The following is a 16,144-nucleotide window of genomic DNA, read 5'->3' on the forward strand; positions in this document are numbered from 1 at the left end:
TCGAATCCGACCTTACTCAGAGGCGGCGGGCCGTGGTGACCGTAAACCGGCTGTACTGCAGGAAGAGGTGCTCCGGCGGCGGCGTATAGCCGGGGACGGCGGTCAGCGCCGACGCCAGCTGGTCGACGTCGGCGAGGCGGACCGACAGCGGCGCGCCCGCGCGGAAGCGCAGCTCGACGTCGACGGGGCCGGTCATCGCGTACATCTGCATCCCGACGACGTCGCGCTCCGGCCGGACCGGGAGGTCGCGACCGGCGGCGCGCATCGCCGTCACCCGACGGTCGGGATCGTCGACGGCCAGAACCAGTCCCTCGGCCCGCCGCTGCGACGCAAGGCGCAGGCGCACGGTCCGCTCGGCCCCGACCGTCGCGTCGTCGAGGATCTGCAGCGTCGGCGGCGCGGCGTCGACGACGGGCGCCGGGCCGGTGCGCGCCCGCGGCAGGGAGGGGTCGGGCGCCGGATTCGCGACGGTGTCGCGCCCGACGTACCGCTCGGTCCACGGATCGAGCGCGCCGAACTCGCCCTGCGCGATGGGTGCGGCCCACGTCGCCTGCCGCTTGTCGGCGTCGAGGACGTATGCCAGGCGCGCCGGACTGGGCTGCGTCGGGCTCGGCGTGTTCACCCGGACGCCGACGACGCCCAGCACGACGGCAACGATCGCGGCGGTGATCGGCACCAGCCGCAGGCGACTCCGTTCGACGGTCGGCGCGGCCACGAGCGGGAGCATCAGCACCAGCGCCAGGACCATGAGCGGCAGCGCCAGGTACATGCCGTCGCGCAGACCGACGCTGAAGTACATCCAACCGACGGCCAACAGCAGGATCGCCGTCGGCACGAGGCCCAGCGTCAGCGCGACGGCCTTGCCCGTTGTCGACGACGCCCGGTGGGCGATCAATCCGCCGAGCGCGGCGAACGGCGCGGGCAGCAAGAGCGGGGCGAGTTGCGGGGAGAACGCGACGGCGCCCACGCCCAGCACCGTCAGGCTGACGAGCGCGGCCGACCACAGCGCCCACGTCCCCAGCCGACGGACGATCGAGTACCAGATGCCGAGCACCGCGACGGCCACCGCAACGCCGCCGAACTGCATGGTGAGCGGCCGCCACGGCGTCGCGAGGATGGCGAAGTCGGGCCGGATCAGCCGCAGCAGGAACCAATAGGCGAGGCCCGCGAGCGCGCCGATGCCGGCGGCGAAGCCGAGCGCCACGATCGCCCAGAAAATCTGCCGCACGGTGACTTCCCCGCTGGCGCGCAGCCGCAGGACCACCAGCGCGGTGAGGAGTAGCGCCAATGCGGCGAGCAGCCACACCCACACCGCGGGGAAGTGGACGAACAGTCCGGGCGGAAGGTTGAAGTAGACGCCGTCGCCACCGGGACGGGTGTAGTCGGCCAGGTCGGCGGCGGCCAGCGCGCGCGTCATCGCGAGGGTGTTCGCGCCCATCTGCTGCAGCGACCGCAGGTCGACGTACCGCGGCGCGTCGACCGCCGAGTGGTAGTGCGCGCCACCGTCGAGATAGGCCGAATCCATCGCCGTGAAGCCCGCCGCCGAGAAGGCGGTGAAGTCGGTGCCGTTGGGCAGCAGCCGGAACAGCGTCGACGATGTGGAGTCGGCGGTCGGGTGGGGAGCGACGTCGCCGTAGAGCTTGGTGAGGGCGGCCGATCCGGGGGTGCTGCGGAACATGAGCACCGGCCCCGACGTGCCGCGCGACTCGTGGTTCAGGACGACGCCGTCAGCGCCTCCGGCCGGCAGGCCGTGCGTGTAGGCGTCGGCGCCGAGGAGACCGGGTTCTTCGGCGTCGGTGATGAGCAGGACGATGTCGTTGCGCGGCGGCGGTCCGGCCCGCAGCGCACGGGCGACTTCGAGGATCGTCGAGACGCCGGCTCCGTCGTCGTTGGCGCCCGGGCCGGAGGGGACCGAGTCGTAGTGCGCGGCGAGGACCAGCCGCCCGGTCGAGGCGGTGCCCTTGATGACGGTGACGATGTTCTGCGCGCGGCCGACGGGGATGAGGCCGGCCACCTGACCGATGCCGTCGGGGACGACGCCGATCCCCTCCTGGACCGTCGGCGAGAGGCCGAGCGACCGCAGGTGGTCGACGAGGTAGTCGCGCACGCGGTCGTGCTCGGCGGTGCCGACCGAGTGTGGCGCGGTGGCGAACTGCTGGATCTGCCGGTGGGCGAGCTGCGCGGAGAAGTCCGACGCGGGCGCGTCGGCGGCTACCGGGTCGGGCGGCGTCGTGTCGAGCACCGCCCACACGGCGACGGCGACGAGGATCAGCGCGCCGAGCAGGCCCGCGATGCCGAGCCCGCGGCGGCTGGTGGCGTCGTCGACGGAAGTCATGGGGGTCAGGCGTCGGGGTTGGCCTTCTGGGCGGCGTCCCGCTCCGCCTTCTTGGCCATCCGCTCGGCCTGCTCGGCCTCGTCGAGCTTGGTGGCCTCTTCCAGCGTCGGGGCGCCACCGCCGAGGCGGGCCGGCACCCAGAACTCGCCGGCCGGGTACGGGCCGTTGAGCGCGGCGTACTCCTGCTGAACCTCGTCGAGCTTGGCGACCATCACCTCGTGGAGCTTCTTGGTCAGCGCGTCGGGCGAACCGGTCGCTTCGAGCGGCTCGGCGACGGCGATCGAGACCGGAATGTTGGAGCGGCCGAGGTTCTTCGGGTGGCCCTTGGTCCAGATGCGCTGGGCGCCCCAGATGATCGTCGGGATGATGGGGGCGCCCGATTCCAGCGACATGCGCGCGGCGCCGGACTTGAAGGCCTTGATCTCGAAGCTGCGGCTGATCGTCGCCTCCGGGTAGACGCCGACGAGCTCGCCCGCCTTCAGGTAGTCGACGGCGGCCAGGTAGCTGTCGGCGCCGGACGTGCGGTCGACGGGGATGTGCTTGCACCCGCGCATGAGCGGTCCGGTGATCTTGTTGTCGAAGACTTCCTTCTTCGCCATGAACCGGATCTTGCGCTTGCCCCGCAGGTACGGCGGCACCCCGGCGAGAGTGAAGTCGAGGTAGCCGGTGTGGTTGATGGCGACGACGCCCGGCCCGGTTTCCGGCACGTTTTCGACGCCGGAGATCTTGAACTTGATGCCCTGCAGGGCCCAGAGGCCGCGGGCGGCCGCGATGATCGAGTCGTAGACCGGTTCCATGTTCGAAAGCCTAGTCGGGGACGACGACGGGCGGCAGGGGTGCGGCATGCCCACTTTCGACGATTGGCAGTCGATTCACAGAAATCCGTGAAAATGCAGGTAGTCGGCCTGCGTGGGTGCAGCACAGCAAAGAATCGCTCCACGATCGAGTAACGAAGGCGGTTTGACCTGCGAATATCTACTCGGCACATCTATACGCCCCTCCTGACGAAAGTAGAGACATGCGTACCACCTTTACCGGCCGGGTTGCCCTCGGCCTGATGGGCTCGGCCGCCGCCGCAGCCATCATCGCTCCTGTTGCTTCCGGCGCCACCGAGGCCGGTCCGGCCGCCGCCGTGAAGGCGCACACCGTCAAGGCGGCCCCGGTCGCCCCGGTTCTGCCGTCGATGCCGGGCAAGCAGCTCGTCACCGTGCCGGTCGCCCCGGTCGGCATGAACGGCCCGGCCATCACCAACTTCGTGACCGTTGCGGTCGACAAGAAGGCTCTTGCCGACGCCGGTGTCACCCCCGCTGCGCTGGGTCGTACCCAGGTCGCCAAGCGCGGCTACGTCAACGTCGGCGACGCTGCCAACCAGGGCGCGCTGCAGGGCGCGGGCCAGGGTGCTGCTGTTGGCGCTCTCGGTGGCGCCATCGCTGGCGGCGTTATCTCGGGGCTGGGTGTCCTAATCGGCGGCCTGTTCCTGCCCCCCGTGTGGATTCCGGCGATCATCGCTGCAATTGGTGGCGCTCTCTTCGGTGCGCTTGCCGGTGCGATCATCGGCGCGATTGGTGGCGGTATCAACGGCTACATCCAGGGCGAGAACCAGGCCAAGCGCCACAACGACGCCGTGCGCCGCAATGGTGGCCGCCCGGTTTCCGCTCCGGTCACCGTGAACGCTTCGACCCCGGTGAACCCGGTCGACCAGTTCGTCCAGAACGCCACCAAGCAGGCCCAGGCCTTCATCCCGGCTCCGCGCCAGGCTGTCGCCCCGGCTCCGGTTCAGGTTCCGCAGATCGCGATCCCGACCCCGAAGCAGGTCAACCAGACCATCAACACCTTCCACCGGAATGTGGCCAAGCAGTTCGGCCTCCCCATCCCGGCCAAGCAGAAATAAGAAAGCGAATCATGCGTAACACCTTCAAGAACAAGCTGGCCCTCGGCCTCATGGGCTCGGCGGCCATCGCCGCAGTGGCCGCTCCGATCGCGTCGGGCGTGACCCAGTCGGGTCCGGCCGCCGGCATCAAGCACGCAGCCGTGAAGAAGGCTCCGGTCAAGCCGGAGCTGCCGTCGGTGCCGGGCAAGAAGCTCGTCATGGTCGAGACCGCGCCGATCGGCGTGGCCGGCCCGGCGAAGTCGGCCCCGGTTGTCATCGCCCTGGACCGCAGCGAGATTGCGGCCCTGAGCGGTAAGCGCAACGCGGCCGCCAGCCCCGCAGACATCGCAGGTGCGGCTGCCGGTGGCGCCGCGGGCGGCGCGCTCAGCGGCGCGCTCGGCGGACTCCTCAGCGCGTTCCTGTATCCCGTGGTGTTCGGCGCGGTGAGCATGGGTCTCGCTGGTGCCGTGAGCGGTGCCCTCGGTGGCCTCGCCTTCGGCTTCCCGCTGATGATCATCACCGTGCCGCTCGGCGCGCTGATCTTCGGTGCGGCCGGTGCGGCCGTTGGCGCGTGGACGGGCTTCTGGAGCGTCTCGATCGCCGGTGCCATCACCAGCGCGATCGTCGGCGCCATCCTGGGTGGGCTCTTCGGCGGCATCGCGGGCGGTGCGCTTGCTCAGAACCAGGCCAGCAAGAAGGCCGCAGCCACGCTGGCCACCGGCCCGGTCAACCCGGTCGACCAGATGGTCCGCCAGGGCCAGGCTCAGGTGAACCAGTTCGTCCAGAACGGGCAGAACCAGGTCAACCAGTTCGTCCAGAACGGCCAGAACCAGGTGAACCAGTTCGTGCAGAACGCCACCAAGCAGGCCCAGGCGTTCATCCCGGCACCTCAGAAGGCTGTTGCTCCTGCTCCGATCCAGGTTCCGGTCCTGCCGACCCCGGCCCAGGTGAACCAGCAGTTCAACCGCACGGTGCAGGACGTCAACAAGTCGTTCAACGACGTCCACCGGAACGTGGCCAAGCAGTTCGGCCTTCCGGTTCCCCACCGGGTTCGCTAGAACCAGTTCGACGACGATCCCCGTACGCCCGCGCGGCGTGCGGGGATCGTTCTTTTCCGCATCCTGATTCATGCGTTGACCCGCACGAACTACGATTCCCAACTATGCGTAACACCGCCATCACCGCCGGCCTCATCGGCTCGGCCACCGTCGCCGCACTCCTCGCACCCGCAGCATCCGGCGCGACCCCGCAGGGCGTCGCCGCCGCCCGCCCCGCCGTGCAACCGGCGACGACCACCTCGCTGCCGACGACCGCCCGGCCCTACGTCGTCATCCCGACGGCGCCGATCGGGACCGCCGGTCCGGCCGCACCGGCGCCGATCGTCGTCGTCGCAACCAAGTCCGTCCCGGTCAAGCCCTCGCCCGCCGCCGCGTTTGCCGGCAACAAGTACTGGGACGAGCGCGCCTTCGCCGAGCAGACCGCTTGGCAGGGCGCACTGCTCTCCGGCGGTCAGGGCGTCGCCTACGGCGCGCTCGCCGGCGGCATCATCGGCGGCCTCGCGGGCGGACTCATCGGCGTCATCTCCCTCAGCGTCCCCGGCATGATCATCGGCGTCGTCGTCGGCGCTCTCATCGGCGCCGGCATCGGCGCGGTCATCGGCGGCACCGTCGGCACCATCACCGGCGCGATCAACGGCTACAACGACGGTCTCGGCGAGGCGCGCTTCCACAACCGCAAGCTCCGCCAGTACTACCGCTCCGGCGGCCAGCACCCCGCGGCCCAGCCGACGACCGTCGCGCGGCGCGCGTCGGCGGTCCAGCCGATCGCACCCGTCGTGATCCCGCGCCAGGTCGCCGGGATCCCGGTGCCGAAGGAAGCCGCCGCAGCGATCAACGACGCCCAACGCGCGCTGAACAACGTCCTCGGCGTTCCCACACCCAAGCGCCGTCGCTGACTACGCTCAGGGAATGCACCGCACCCTCCTGACCCGCCTCACCGTCGGCCTGATCGGCTCCGCCAGCGTCGCGGCCGTTCTCGCCCCGACCGCTGCGGGAGCAACGCCGACCGGCGCCATCGCCGCAGCAGCGCCCACCGTGGTCGCGCAGCAGGTGAGCCCGGCGACCGCGCAGCGCCCGTACGTGGTCATCAACCGTGCCCCCGTCGGGATGGTCGGTCCGGCAGCGCCCGCACCGATCGTGCTCGTCGGGGGTCTCGATACACCCGGCTCGCAAACTCGTCGGGCACCCGACTACCGCTATGACGCGCTCGGCGAGTCAAACCGCAAAGAGGGCTACGTCAACGAGCAGGACTGGGCCTGGCGCGGTGCCGGTGAAGGCGCCGGGGCGGGTGCGGGCACCGGTGCGGCCTACGGCGCGGTCATCGGCGGCATCATCGGTGCCGTGGGCGGCGGGTTGATCGGCTTCGTCGTCGGGGTGTCGTTCCCGCCGATCATCCCACTCACCGTCATCGGCGGAGCCCTCATCGGTGGCGCCATCGGCGCGGGCATCGGTGCCGGAATCGGCGCCATCGCCGGATCGATCGACGGCGCGATCAGCGGCTACAACGAGGGCATCCAGAACGCCCGCTGGCACAACGAGAAGGTCAAGCTCAACAAGGGCCGACCGGTGCTGTGGCCCGTCGCGCAGCAGGAGTTCACCCTCAACGGCCTCCAGCGGTCCCTTCCCGCACTCGCGCCGAGCGTGCCCACATATTCGCCGACCGTGCCCAGGATTTCGCCGACCGTGCCCGCGGCCCTGCCGATACCGCGCGAGGCCGCACGCGTCGTCGACGATGCGCACCGCGCGATTGCCAACCTGCTGCCGCAGCCGACGCGCAAGCGTGTCCGATAAGCCCGAATCCCGACTCGGCCGACGCGTCGCGGTGGCGGACATCACGCCCGGCCACAGCTTTCTCTCACGACGAGTTTATTGCCTGTGACCTGCGTGTTCATCCAAGGTTTCACTGACTGAACTCGCACGTTCAAACGAGGGACACCTCCCGGGCGATTGCACTCCCTAACTTCCCTGCCATGCGTACAGAGAAGCTCTCGTCCCGCGTCGCCCTCGGTCTGATCAGCTCGACCGCCGTCGCCGCGATGCTCGCCCCGGTCGCTTCCGGTGCCACCGCGAACGGCTACATCGCCGCCGCACCGGCCCCGGTGGCGGCGCCCGTCGCCCCCGCCCTGACGAAGGACTACGGTCCGGTCGTCATCGTCACCCGTGCCCCGATCGGCGCCGCCCTCCCGGGCGCTCCGGCCCCGATCGTCCTCGTCGCGCAGCCGACGTCGACGAAGGGCGTCGTCGCGATTCCGTTCGGCAAGCGCAACGTCCTCGGCGAGTCCAACCGCAAGGAGGGCTACGTCAACGAGCAGCAGTGGGCCTGGCGCGGAGCGGGCCAGGGCGCGGCCGAGCAGGGCCAGGCCGGCGCAGCCATCGGCGCGGTCATCGGCGGCATCGGTGGCGCCGTCCTCGGCGGCATCATCGGCGGCGCCCTCGGCACGACGATCTTCCCCGTCGCCGGGACCATCCTGGGCGCCATCGGCGGCGCGATCGTCGTCGGCGTCATCGGCGCCGGTATTGGAGCGGCCATCGGCGGCGGCATCGGTGCGGCCGCGGGCGCGGTCGGCGGCTACAACGAGGGCCTCGCCAACGCCCGCTGGCACAACTCGGCGGTCAAGCGCAACGGCGGCAAGCCCACCGTCGCACCCATTGCCGACCAGGTCCTCACCCTCCCCGGCGCGAACCGTCAACTGGCGGCCCGCAAGACGCAGCCGAGCCCCGTCGCCCAGCTGCAGGATGCGCTGACCGCGCCGACCCGCGACCAGATCGCGCTGCCGCCCGCCGCCGACAAGGCCGTCGACAACGCCAAGCGGGGCCTCGCCGGTGCCCTGGGCATCCCGGTGCCCCCGAAGTCGGCCGGCGCCGAGCAGACGCACAACGTCGTCCGCAGCTACGGGCCGCGCACGCACAACGTGACCAAGCGCCCCGTGACGGTCCGCTAGACGCCAGTTCAGACAAAGGTCCCCCCGCCTGGAATCGAGTTCCGGGCGGGGGGACGTTTATCCTGGAAGGGATGGGCCGAACCCGGTTTTCCCGGGGCGGCCACAGCTCACGTTTTCGGAAGGCAAGCAGTTGCAGATCACCAGCGTCGGCCACGCGGGATTCCACCTCGAGACCAAGGCCGGATCCATCCTGTGCGATCCGTGGGTCAACCCCGCCTACTTCGCGTCGTGGATCCCCTTCCCGGACAACACCGAGCTGGACTGGAAAGCCCTCGGCGACTGCGACTACCTCTACGTCTCGCACCTGCACAAGGACCACTACGACGAAGAGAACCTGATCGCCAACGTCAACAAGAACGCGACGGTCCTGCTGCCGGACTACCCGGTGCCCGACCTCAAGCGCGACCTCGAGCGCATCGGGTTCACCAAGTTCGTCGAGACCGAGGACTCCAAGAAGCACAAGGTCTCCGGTCCCAAGGGCGACCTCGAGGTGATGATCATCGCGCTGCGCGCGCCGGCCGACGGCCCGATCGGCGACTCTGGCCTGATCGTCTCCGACGGCGAGACCACCGTCTTCAACATGAACGACGCCCGCCCGATCGACCTCGACGTCGTCGGCGAGGAGTTCGGCCACGTCGACATCCACCTGCTGCAGTACTCGGGCGCCATCTGGTACCCGATGGTCTACGACATCCCGAAGAAGTCGAAGGCCAACTTCGCCAAGCAGAAGCGTCAGCGCGGCATGGACCGGGCGCGGTCGTACATCGAGCAGGTCGGCGCGACGTGGGTCGTGCCGTCGGCCGGTCCGCCCATGTTCCTCGACGACGACCTCTACGGCGTCAACGACTTCAACACCGGCAGCGAAGCCGACCAGGCGAGCATCTTCCCCGACCAGGCCGAGTTCCTGGAGCAGATGAAGACGCACGGCACCGACGACGGCAAGAAGCACCGCGGCCTGATGATGGTGTCCGGCTCGACCGTCGACCTCAAGGGTTCGGAGCTGGTGGAACTGACCCACCCGTACCCGCCGGAAGAAGTGTTCGGCGAGAACAAGAAGCCGTACCTGGATCGGATGAAGAAGAAGTTTGCGCCGATCATCGCCGCGCAGAAGGCCACCTGGGCGCCGGCCGAGGGCGAGCCGCTGCTGCCGCAGCTGAAGGAGACCTTCGAGCCGATCATGAAGGAGTCCGACCTCATCTCCGACGGCATCGGCTACCCCGTCGGACTGGTCGTCGGCGACGAGACCTTCGTGCTCGACTTCCCCAACCGCACCGTCCGCATGCGCGAGGAGGGCGACGGCAAGTACCGCTACGGCTTCCGCATCGCCCCCGAGCTGGTGCGCACCGTCCTGCGCGACAACGAGCCGGACTGGGTCAACACGATCTTCCTGTCGACGCGGTTCACCACGTGGCGCATCGGCGGCTACAACGAGTTCCTCTACACGTTCTTCAAGTGCCTCACCGAGGAGCGCATCCACTACGCCGACGGCTGGTTCTCCGAGGCGCACGACGACGCCGCGACCATCTGCAAGGACGGTTGGGAGATGCAGCGCCGCTGCCCGCACCTCAAGGCCGACCTGGAGAAGTTCGGCGTCATCGAGGGCAGCAAGCTCACCTGCAACCTGCACGGCTGGCAGTGGGATCTGGAGTCGGGCCGCTGCCTGACGTCGAAGGGCCACGAGATCCGCGCCGAGAAGCTCGCGACCGAGAGCTGAGCCGGTGACCTCGACGCTCGGCACGCTGCCCGTCGTCGACATGTCGCTGCTCGACGGCGACGAGGCCGATCGGGCGGCGTTCCGCGATGCGCTGCGCGAGGCCACCCACGAGGTCGGGTTCTTCTACCTCGTCGGGCACGGGATCCCCCGCGACGTCCGCGACCGGCTGTTTCACACCGCGCGCGAGTTCTTCGCCCTGCCCGACGACGCCAAGTTCGACGTCGAGATGCTGAAGTCGCCGCAGTTCCGCGGCTACACGCGGTTCGGCGGCGAATACACCCAGGGCGCGATCGACTGGCGCGAGCAGATCGACCTGGCTGCCGAGTACGAGCCGCTCGGCGACGATCCCGCGTATCTACGGCTGGACGGGCCGAACCTGTGGCCGTCGGCGCTGCCCGTGCTGCGGGAGGTCGTCACCGACTGGCAGCAGCGCTGCTCGACGCTGGGCCTGCGGCTCATGCGCGAGTGGGCCGAGTGTCTGGGCGCTGACCGCGACGTCTTCGACCCGGCGTTTGCCAAGCGGCCGTCGACGCTGATCAAGCTGGTCCGGTACCCGGGTCGCGAGGAGTCCGCCGACCGGCAGGGCGTCGGTGCGCACAAGGATCCGGGCGTGCTGACGCTGCTGCTCGTCGAACCCGGCAAGGGCGGCCTGCAGGTGCGGTACGGGGATCAGTGGATCGATGCGCCGCCGGTCGAGGACGCGTTCGTCGTGAACATCGGCGAGGCGATGGAGTTCGCCACCGACGGCTACCTCAAGGCGACGATGCACCGCGTCGAGTCGCCGAAGCCGGGGACCGAACGGTTGTCGGTGCCGTTCTTCTTCAACCCGGCGCTGTCGGCGACGATGCCGAAGATCGACCTCCCGCCGGCGCTGGCCGCCGAGGCCGCCGGCGTCACCGAGGATCCGGCCAACCCGATCTCCGGCACCTTCGGCGACAACATCCTCAAGGCGCGCCTGCGCGCCCACCCCGACGTCGCCGCGCGGCACCACCCGGATCTGGTCTAAGGACTGAGTCCCGCGAGCGGATTGTCGTCGCGCGGCGCCAATCGTCTACGCGCGATGACAATGCCCTCGCGGGAGGGCTAGACCGACTGCCCGGCCTTGCGGAAACCGCCGACGGCGATCGCGGACGTGACCGCGAGCCAGAAGAAGACGCCGAGGATCGCGGGGAGCACCAGGACGTTGCGGCCGAGGCCGTCGGGCGCGGGGGCGTCGACCTGCGCGGCGAGTTCGGCGAAGGCGTTGCCGTAGAGGAGCGACGGCGCGATCACGATGACCATCATCAGCACTGCGACGGCGGCGGCCAGCCCGGACAGGGCGACGTACAGCCACTTCTTGACCGCCTCGACCCGGGGGTTCCCCGCCGCGAACAGCTCCACGCCGAGGAGGGTCAGCGCCTCGAAGGCCACGAACACGACCACCCAGCCGAGCGGGACGATCGACGCGCGCACCTCGGAGATCTCGCCGTAGTAGAAGCCGAGGCCGGCCCAGCTGACCGGCGCACCCAGCTTCGACATCGACACCCACGGCAGCGCCGACATCCCGCCGGCGATGAGGGCCGTGACCGCCGCCCACAGGGCGTAGTTGCGCGTCGCGGACCTTGTCACCTGGGCTCCAACACCTTGATTCCGACGGAGGCGGCGAGCTCGTCGGGCAGCACGACCGAACCGTCGGCCTGCTGGTGGTTCTCCAGGATCGCGACGATCCAGCGCGTCGTGGCGAGGGTGCCGTTGAGCGTCGCGGCGATCTGCGGCTTGCCGTTCTCGTCGCGGTAGCGGATCGATAGCCGTCGGGCCTGGTACGTCGTGCAGTTCGACGTCGATGTCAGCTCGCGGTAGGTCTGCTGCGTCGGCACCCAGGCCTCGCAGTCGAACTTGCGGGCCGCCGAGCTGCCCAGGTCGCCGCCGGCGATGTCGATGACGCGGTACGGCACGTCGATCGCGGCGAGCATGTCACGCTCCCAGCCGAGGAGCTTCTGGTGCTCGGCGTCGGCGTCCTCGGGTCGGCAGTAGACGAAGCCCTCGACCTTGTCGAACTGGTGCACGCGGATGATGCCGCGGGTGTCCTTGCCGTAGCTGCCGGCCTCTCGGCGGAAGCAGCTCGACCATCCGGCGTAGCGCTTCGGACCGTCGGAGAGGTCGAGGATCTCGTTGCTGTGGTACCCGGCGAGCGGCACCTCTGACGTCCCGACGAGGTACAGGTCGTCGTCGGGCAGGTGGTAGATCTCGTCGGCGTGCGCACCGAGGAAGCCGGTACCGCCCATGACCTCCGGGCGCACCAGCACCGGCGGGATCATCAGCTGGAAGCCGTTCTCCACCGCCTTGCGCGCGGCGAGGTTGAGCAGCCCGAGCTGCAGCAGCGCGCCGTTGCCGGTGAGGAAGTAGAACCGCGAGCCGGACACCTTCGCGCCGCGCTCCATGTCGATGAGGCCGAGGGACTCGCCCAGCTCCAGGTGGTCCTTGGCGTCGGGGATGTCGCGCGGCGTCCCGACGGTCTCGAGCACGATGAAGTCGTCCTCGCCGCCCGCGGGCGCGCCCTGCACGAGGTTCGAGATCGACCGCAGGGCCTTCTCGCTGTCCTCGTCGGCCTGCTTCTGCTCGGCGACGGCCGCCTTGACCTGCTCGGCCAACTCCTTGCCCTTGGCCAGCAGCTCCTGCTTCTCGTCGCCCTGCGCCTTGCCGACGAGCTTGCCGAGCGACTTCTGCTCGGCGCGCAGGGTGTCGGCCTGGGCGATGGCCGTGCGCCGGCGCGCGTCGGCGTCGAGGGCCTGGTCGACGAGGGCGGGATCTTCGCCTCGGATGCGCTGCGATTCGCGGACCAGATCAGGGTCGTCGCGAAGAGTCTTGAGGTCGATCACCCACCAGAGCCTACCCATGCGCCACCGAGCGGGCATTATGGAGGGGATGACTTCCGACGACGAGAACCCCGTGTCTGACGAGCCGACGACCGCCGACGCCAAGGCCGAGCCCGGCCGCATCGCCCGCTGGCGGACGGCCGCGGTGACGCACCCGCTGCGCGTCGTGCTGTCCGCCGGTGTGATCGGCGCCGTCGCGATCATGATCGGCGCCTTCGTGATGGGCGTCGGCAACAGCGCCGGACGCGCCGGCAACACCAAGATCGGCACCGGCCAGCGCGTCGCCCAGGACGCCTTCACGACGTCGGCCCCCGGCGACTGCCTCGAGTGGCCCGACGGCAAGCCCGGCACCCCCACCAAGGTCGACTGCGGCGAACCGCACAAGTTCGAGGTCGCCGCCGCCGTCGACGGCAAGGTCCTGCCCGGCGGGGAGTTCAGCGCCGACGCCAAGTGGCCGGGTCCGGAACGGTTCGCGGCGCTGCGCGTCGAGCACTGCCCGGTCCTCGTGTCGTCGTACCTGAACGGCCGCTACGACCCGCAGGGCCGCTTCGTCCCCAACCTGATGTTCCCGTCGGAGGCCCAGTGGGACCACGGCCAGCGCGACCTGCGCTGCGGCCTGGTCCAGCAGGGCACCGGCGGTCACGAGATCGACATCGTCGGCAAGGTCGCCGACCTCGACCAATCGCCGGAGTGGCCGCCGGGGACGTGCATCGGCATCGACGTACGCAGCCGCCAGCCCACCTTCCCGGTGAACTGCGCCGAGCCGCACGCCTTCCAGACCACCGGCATCATCGACATGTCGGCGCGCTTCGGCAACCGGACGTCGGGCAAGCCGTGGCCGGGCGTCGACGCGCAGAACAAGTTCCTGACACCGATCTGCCCGGTGCAGGCGCACCGCTTCATGGTCGGCAAGCGCAACTTCGACAAGACGACGCTGAACATCCAGTGGTCGACGGTGTCGGAGATCGGCTGGCTGGCCGGCAGTCGCAAGGCCGTCTGCTACATGGGCCTGCCCTTCAAGGGCGGCTTCGCGACGCTGGTCGGCGATGCCCGCCGAGGACTGTTGATCAACGGCAAGATCCCGACGCCGCCGCCCGCGGCTCCGCCGGGTCGTGCTCTGCCGACGCCGGTGCCGCTGCCCCCGGGCTACCAGCCGAACCCGGCCGAAGAGCCCGCCCCCGCCGGCTGATCGTGCAGCTCAGCGACCGTGAGTTCGACAAGTTGGTGTCGGACGCGCTCGACGAGATCCCCGAGGAACTCACCCGGGAGATGTCGAACGTCGTGATCCTGGTGGAGCCGATGAGCGCCGAGGGACCGGGTCTGCTCGGGCTGTACGAGGGTGTCGCCCTCACCGAGCGGACCAGCGAGTACGGCGGTTTCCTGCCGGACACCATCACGATCTACCGCGACGCCATCCTCGGCATCTGCCGCACCCGCGACGAGGTCCGCGAGCAGGTCCGCATCACCGTCATCCACGAGATCGCCCACCACTTCGGCATCGACGACGACTGGTTGCACGAGCACGGTTGGGCCTAGCGGCTGCTGAAAATCCTCCCGTGGCGATACATCAAGGGAAGATTGCCGTCCGTTGGTCAGCAGGGGAGAAATCTCAGCAGCTCAGCCTTCGGAACTGGTGAACGGCGCGACCCGATCACCCCAGCGGTGCGCCGACCAGTTGATCTCCGGCTCGTCCGGCGCGTAACTGAGCTCGACGACGCCGGTGTTCGGCAGGTAATTCTTGACCGCGAAGTGGGGGTCGATCGAGGCGAGGTGTGCGGCGATCAGCCGGATCGCCGCACCGTGGCTGACGACGAAGACATCCTTGGCATCCGGCCCGACGAGGTGCCGCTCCGCGATCCCGTCGACGACCGGCACGTACCGCGCGATCACCTCGTCCAGCGACTCGCCGCCGGGCATCGCCACCGCCGTCTCGCCGTGGTGCCAGCGCTCGACCACCGAGCCGAACGTCTTGTAGGCCTCTTCGTCGTCGCGGTCCTCGAGCTCGCCGACCTGCACCTCGTGCAGCCCGGCGGTCACTTCGGGCTCTACGCCCCACAACCCGCCGATGACCTCCGCCGTCTGCTGGGCCCGCCGCGCCTGCGAACTGATCAGCACCGCCTGCTGCTCGACGTCGCCGGAGCGGTCCAGCGCGAAGCGCGCGGCCTGCCGCACGCCGAAGTCGGTGAGGGAGGCGCCCGGCATAGCGGTGTCCAGGCGCTTCATCACGTTGGACGTGGTCTCGCCGTGGCGGACCAGGTACAGCCGGGCCACTATGCGCCGCCGGGATCGCGCAGCCGCGTGAACCAGGTCTCGCTGTCGCCGTGGTCGGGCGGCGGGGTGCCGCCCTGGCCGTCGACGGGCCACGACCCGAGGAACACGACCTGCTCGACGGTCCGGTGCAGCGCGCGCAGCGCCTCCCCGATGGCGGCGTCGTCGATGTGGCCGACCGCGTCGATGAAGAAGCGGTATTCGAGGCCGGGGCCGCCGGAGCGACGCGGTCGCGACTCGATCCGGGTGAGGTCGATGCCGCGGGCGGCGAACTCGTCGAGCGCGGCCAGCAGACTGCCGGGCTCGTTGGCGAGGTCGAGGATGACCGACGTGCGGTCGCTGCCGGTGGCCGCCGGCACGGCGCCCGGACGGGCCAGCAACACGAAGCGGGTGACGGCATCACCGCTGTCGGCGACGTTCTCGGCCAGCGCGTGCAACCCATTGGCCTCGGCGGCGGTGGGCGTGGTGACGGCCGCGTCGGCCTTGCCCGCGGCGACGTCCTGCGCGGCGGCGGCGTTCGACGAGGCGAGGACGAACTCGGCGTTGGGGAAGAGCTTGGCGACGGATTCGCGCACCTGCGCCTGCGCCACCGGGTAGGCCGCGATCGTCCGGACGTCGCCCGGCGCGAGGCCCTTGGCCGCGGCGATGGTGAAGGCGATGTCGAGGGCGGTCTCGGCGAAGACCTGGACGCGATCGGCGTCGGCGGCGGGGACGAGGGCGTCCATCGTCGCCGGCACCGAACCCTCGATGGAGCTCTCGATCGGCACCACCCCGAAGTCGGCGCTCCCGCTGCGGACGGCTTCGATGACAGCGGTCGGGCTGGCGACGGGCAGGCGCTCGGCGTCGACACCCGCCAACGGCCCGGCACCGGCGGAGAGGAGACGGTTCATCGCCATCTCGGTGAAGGTTCCGGCGGGGCCGAAATAGGCGATCACGGGCACGCTGTCAGGTTAGCCGTATACTGGCCGCGGTGGTGCGCACGCGCCGCCGAGGCGATGGATCTCGCCGGGGCGCTCGACGCCCGACCCGCCGACACGGCTGATAGTTCCTGGTCACCCTCGATTCCGCTTGCGCGGAATCGCCGCGACCGAGAGGAACGACT

At 70.0% G+C, this 16,144-nt stretch carries 15 protein-coding genes; 9 read left to right on the top strand and 6 right to left on the bottom strand.

Annotated elements, in window-relative coordinates:
- Positions 1-16: 16 nt before the first annotated feature.
- Positions 17-2,335 carry a M20/M25/M40 family metallo-hydrolase gene (locus QM728_RS14325; RefSeq protein ID WP_415032675.1) on the bottom strand — a complete coding sequence of 773 codons (2,319 nt, stop codon included), beginning with the start codon at positions 2,333-2,335 and terminating at the stop codon, positions 17-19.
- Between the two features lie 5 nt (positions 2,336-2,340).
- On the bottom strand, positions 2,341-3,132 hold the full coding sequence (locus QM728_RS14330) for a lysophospholipid acyltransferase family protein (protein ID WP_415032676.1): 792 nt from the start codon (positions 3,130-3,132) through the stop codon (positions 2,341-2,343).
- Positions 3,133-3,353: 221 nt separating this feature from the next.
- Here QM728_RS14330 and QM728_RS14335 point away from each other — a divergent pair, with 221 nt between their 5' ends.
- The 7 genes from QM728_RS14335 to QM728_RS14365 all read left to right on the top strand — a co-directional run bounded on the left by QM728_RS14335 (position 3,354) and on the right by QM728_RS14365 (position 10,925).
- Positions 3,354-4,226 (top strand): hypothetical protein, encoded by an 873-nt coding sequence (locus tag QM728_RS14335; RefSeq protein ID WP_415032677.1) that lies wholly within the window; start codon positions 3,354-3,356, stop codon positions 4,224-4,226.
- Between the two features lie 11 nt (positions 4,227-4,237).
- Positions 4,238-5,263, top strand: coding sequence for a hypothetical protein (locus QM728_RS14340; protein ID WP_415032678.1), 1,026 nt, complete (start codon positions 4,238-4,240; stop codon positions 5,261-5,263).
- Between the two features lie 104 nt (positions 5,264-5,367).
- A complete protein-coding gene (locus QM728_RS14345; RefSeq protein ID WP_415032679.1) occupies positions 5,368-6,159 on the top strand; it encodes a hypothetical protein in 792 nt (263 codons plus the stop codon).
- 13 nt (positions 6,160-6,172) lie between these two features.
- Positions 6,173-7,054 (top strand): hypothetical protein, encoded by an 882-nt coding sequence (locus QM728_RS14350; protein ID WP_415032680.1) that lies wholly within the window; start codon positions 6,173-6,175, stop codon positions 7,052-7,054.
- A 179-nt stretch (positions 7,055-7,233) separates the two neighbouring features.
- Complete coding sequence (locus QM728_RS14355; protein WP_415032681.1) at positions 7,234-8,205, top strand: hypothetical protein; 972 nt, start codon at positions 7,234-7,236, stop codon at positions 8,203-8,205.
- Positions 8,206-8,335: 130 nt separating this feature from the next.
- Positions 8,336-9,919 (top strand): Rieske 2Fe-2S domain-containing protein, encoded by a 1,584-nt coding sequence (locus tag QM728_RS14360; RefSeq protein ID WP_415032682.1) that lies wholly within the window; start codon positions 8,336-8,338, stop codon positions 9,917-9,919.
- Positions 9,920-9,923: 4 nt separating this feature from the next.
- Positions 9,924-10,925, top strand: coding sequence for an isopenicillin N synthase family dioxygenase (locus QM728_RS14365; RefSeq protein ID WP_415032683.1), 1,002 nt, complete (start codon positions 9,924-9,926; stop codon positions 10,923-10,925).
- Between the two features lie 77 nt (positions 10,926-11,002).
- Here the strand turns inward: QM728_RS14365 and QM728_RS14370 are convergent, their stop codons facing one another.
- Both QM728_RS14370 and serS read right to left on the bottom strand, forming a co-directional pair.
- On the bottom strand, positions 11,003-11,527 hold the full coding sequence (locus QM728_RS14370; protein ID WP_415032684.1) for a hypothetical protein: 525 nt from the start codon (positions 11,525-11,527) through the stop codon (positions 11,003-11,005).
- Positions 11,524-12,777 carry a serine--tRNA ligase gene (gene serS / locus QM728_RS14375; protein WP_415032685.1) on the bottom strand — a complete coding sequence of 418 codons (1,254 nt, stop codon included), beginning with the start codon at positions 12,775-12,777 and terminating at the stop codon, positions 11,524-11,526. The genes QM728_RS14370 and serS overlap by 4 nt, the downstream gene beginning before the upstream one ends.
- Before the next feature lie 46 nt (positions 12,778-12,823).
- Here serS and QM728_RS14380 point away from each other — a divergent pair, with 46 nt between their 5' ends.
- Both QM728_RS14380 and QM728_RS14385 read left to right on the top strand, forming a co-directional pair.
- Entirely contained in the window at positions 12,824-13,963 is a 1,140-nt protein-coding gene (locus tag QM728_RS14380; RefSeq protein WP_415032686.1) for a septum formation family protein, read from the top strand.
- Positions 13,960-14,310, top strand: coding sequence for a metallopeptidase family protein (locus tag QM728_RS14385; RefSeq protein ID WP_415032909.1), 351 nt, complete (start codon positions 13,960-13,962; stop codon positions 14,308-14,310). The genes QM728_RS14380 and QM728_RS14385 overlap by 4 nt, the downstream gene beginning before the upstream one ends.
- Before the next feature lie 81 nt (positions 14,311-14,391).
- Here QM728_RS14385 and QM728_RS14390 read toward each other — a convergent pair whose 3' ends face one another.
- Both QM728_RS14390 and pheA read right to left on the bottom strand, forming a co-directional pair.
- On the bottom strand, positions 14,392-15,045 hold the full coding sequence (locus QM728_RS14390; protein WP_415032687.1) for a histidine phosphatase family protein: 654 nt from the start codon (positions 15,043-15,045) through the stop codon (positions 14,392-14,394).
- Complete coding sequence (pheA, locus tag QM728_RS14395) at positions 15,045-15,983, bottom strand: prephenate dehydratase (RefSeq protein WP_415032688.1); 939 nt, start codon at positions 15,981-15,983, stop codon at positions 15,045-15,047. Before pheA ends, QM728_RS14390 begins: the two co-directional genes overlap by 1 nt.
- Between the last annotated feature and the right edge of the window lie 161 nt (positions 15,984-16,144).

This window comes from Gordonia sp. (in: high G+C Gram-positive bacteria), assembly GCF_047602025.1.
Classification (GTDB): domain Bacteria; phylum Actinomycetota; class Actinomycetes; order Mycobacteriales; family Mycobacteriaceae; genus Gordonia.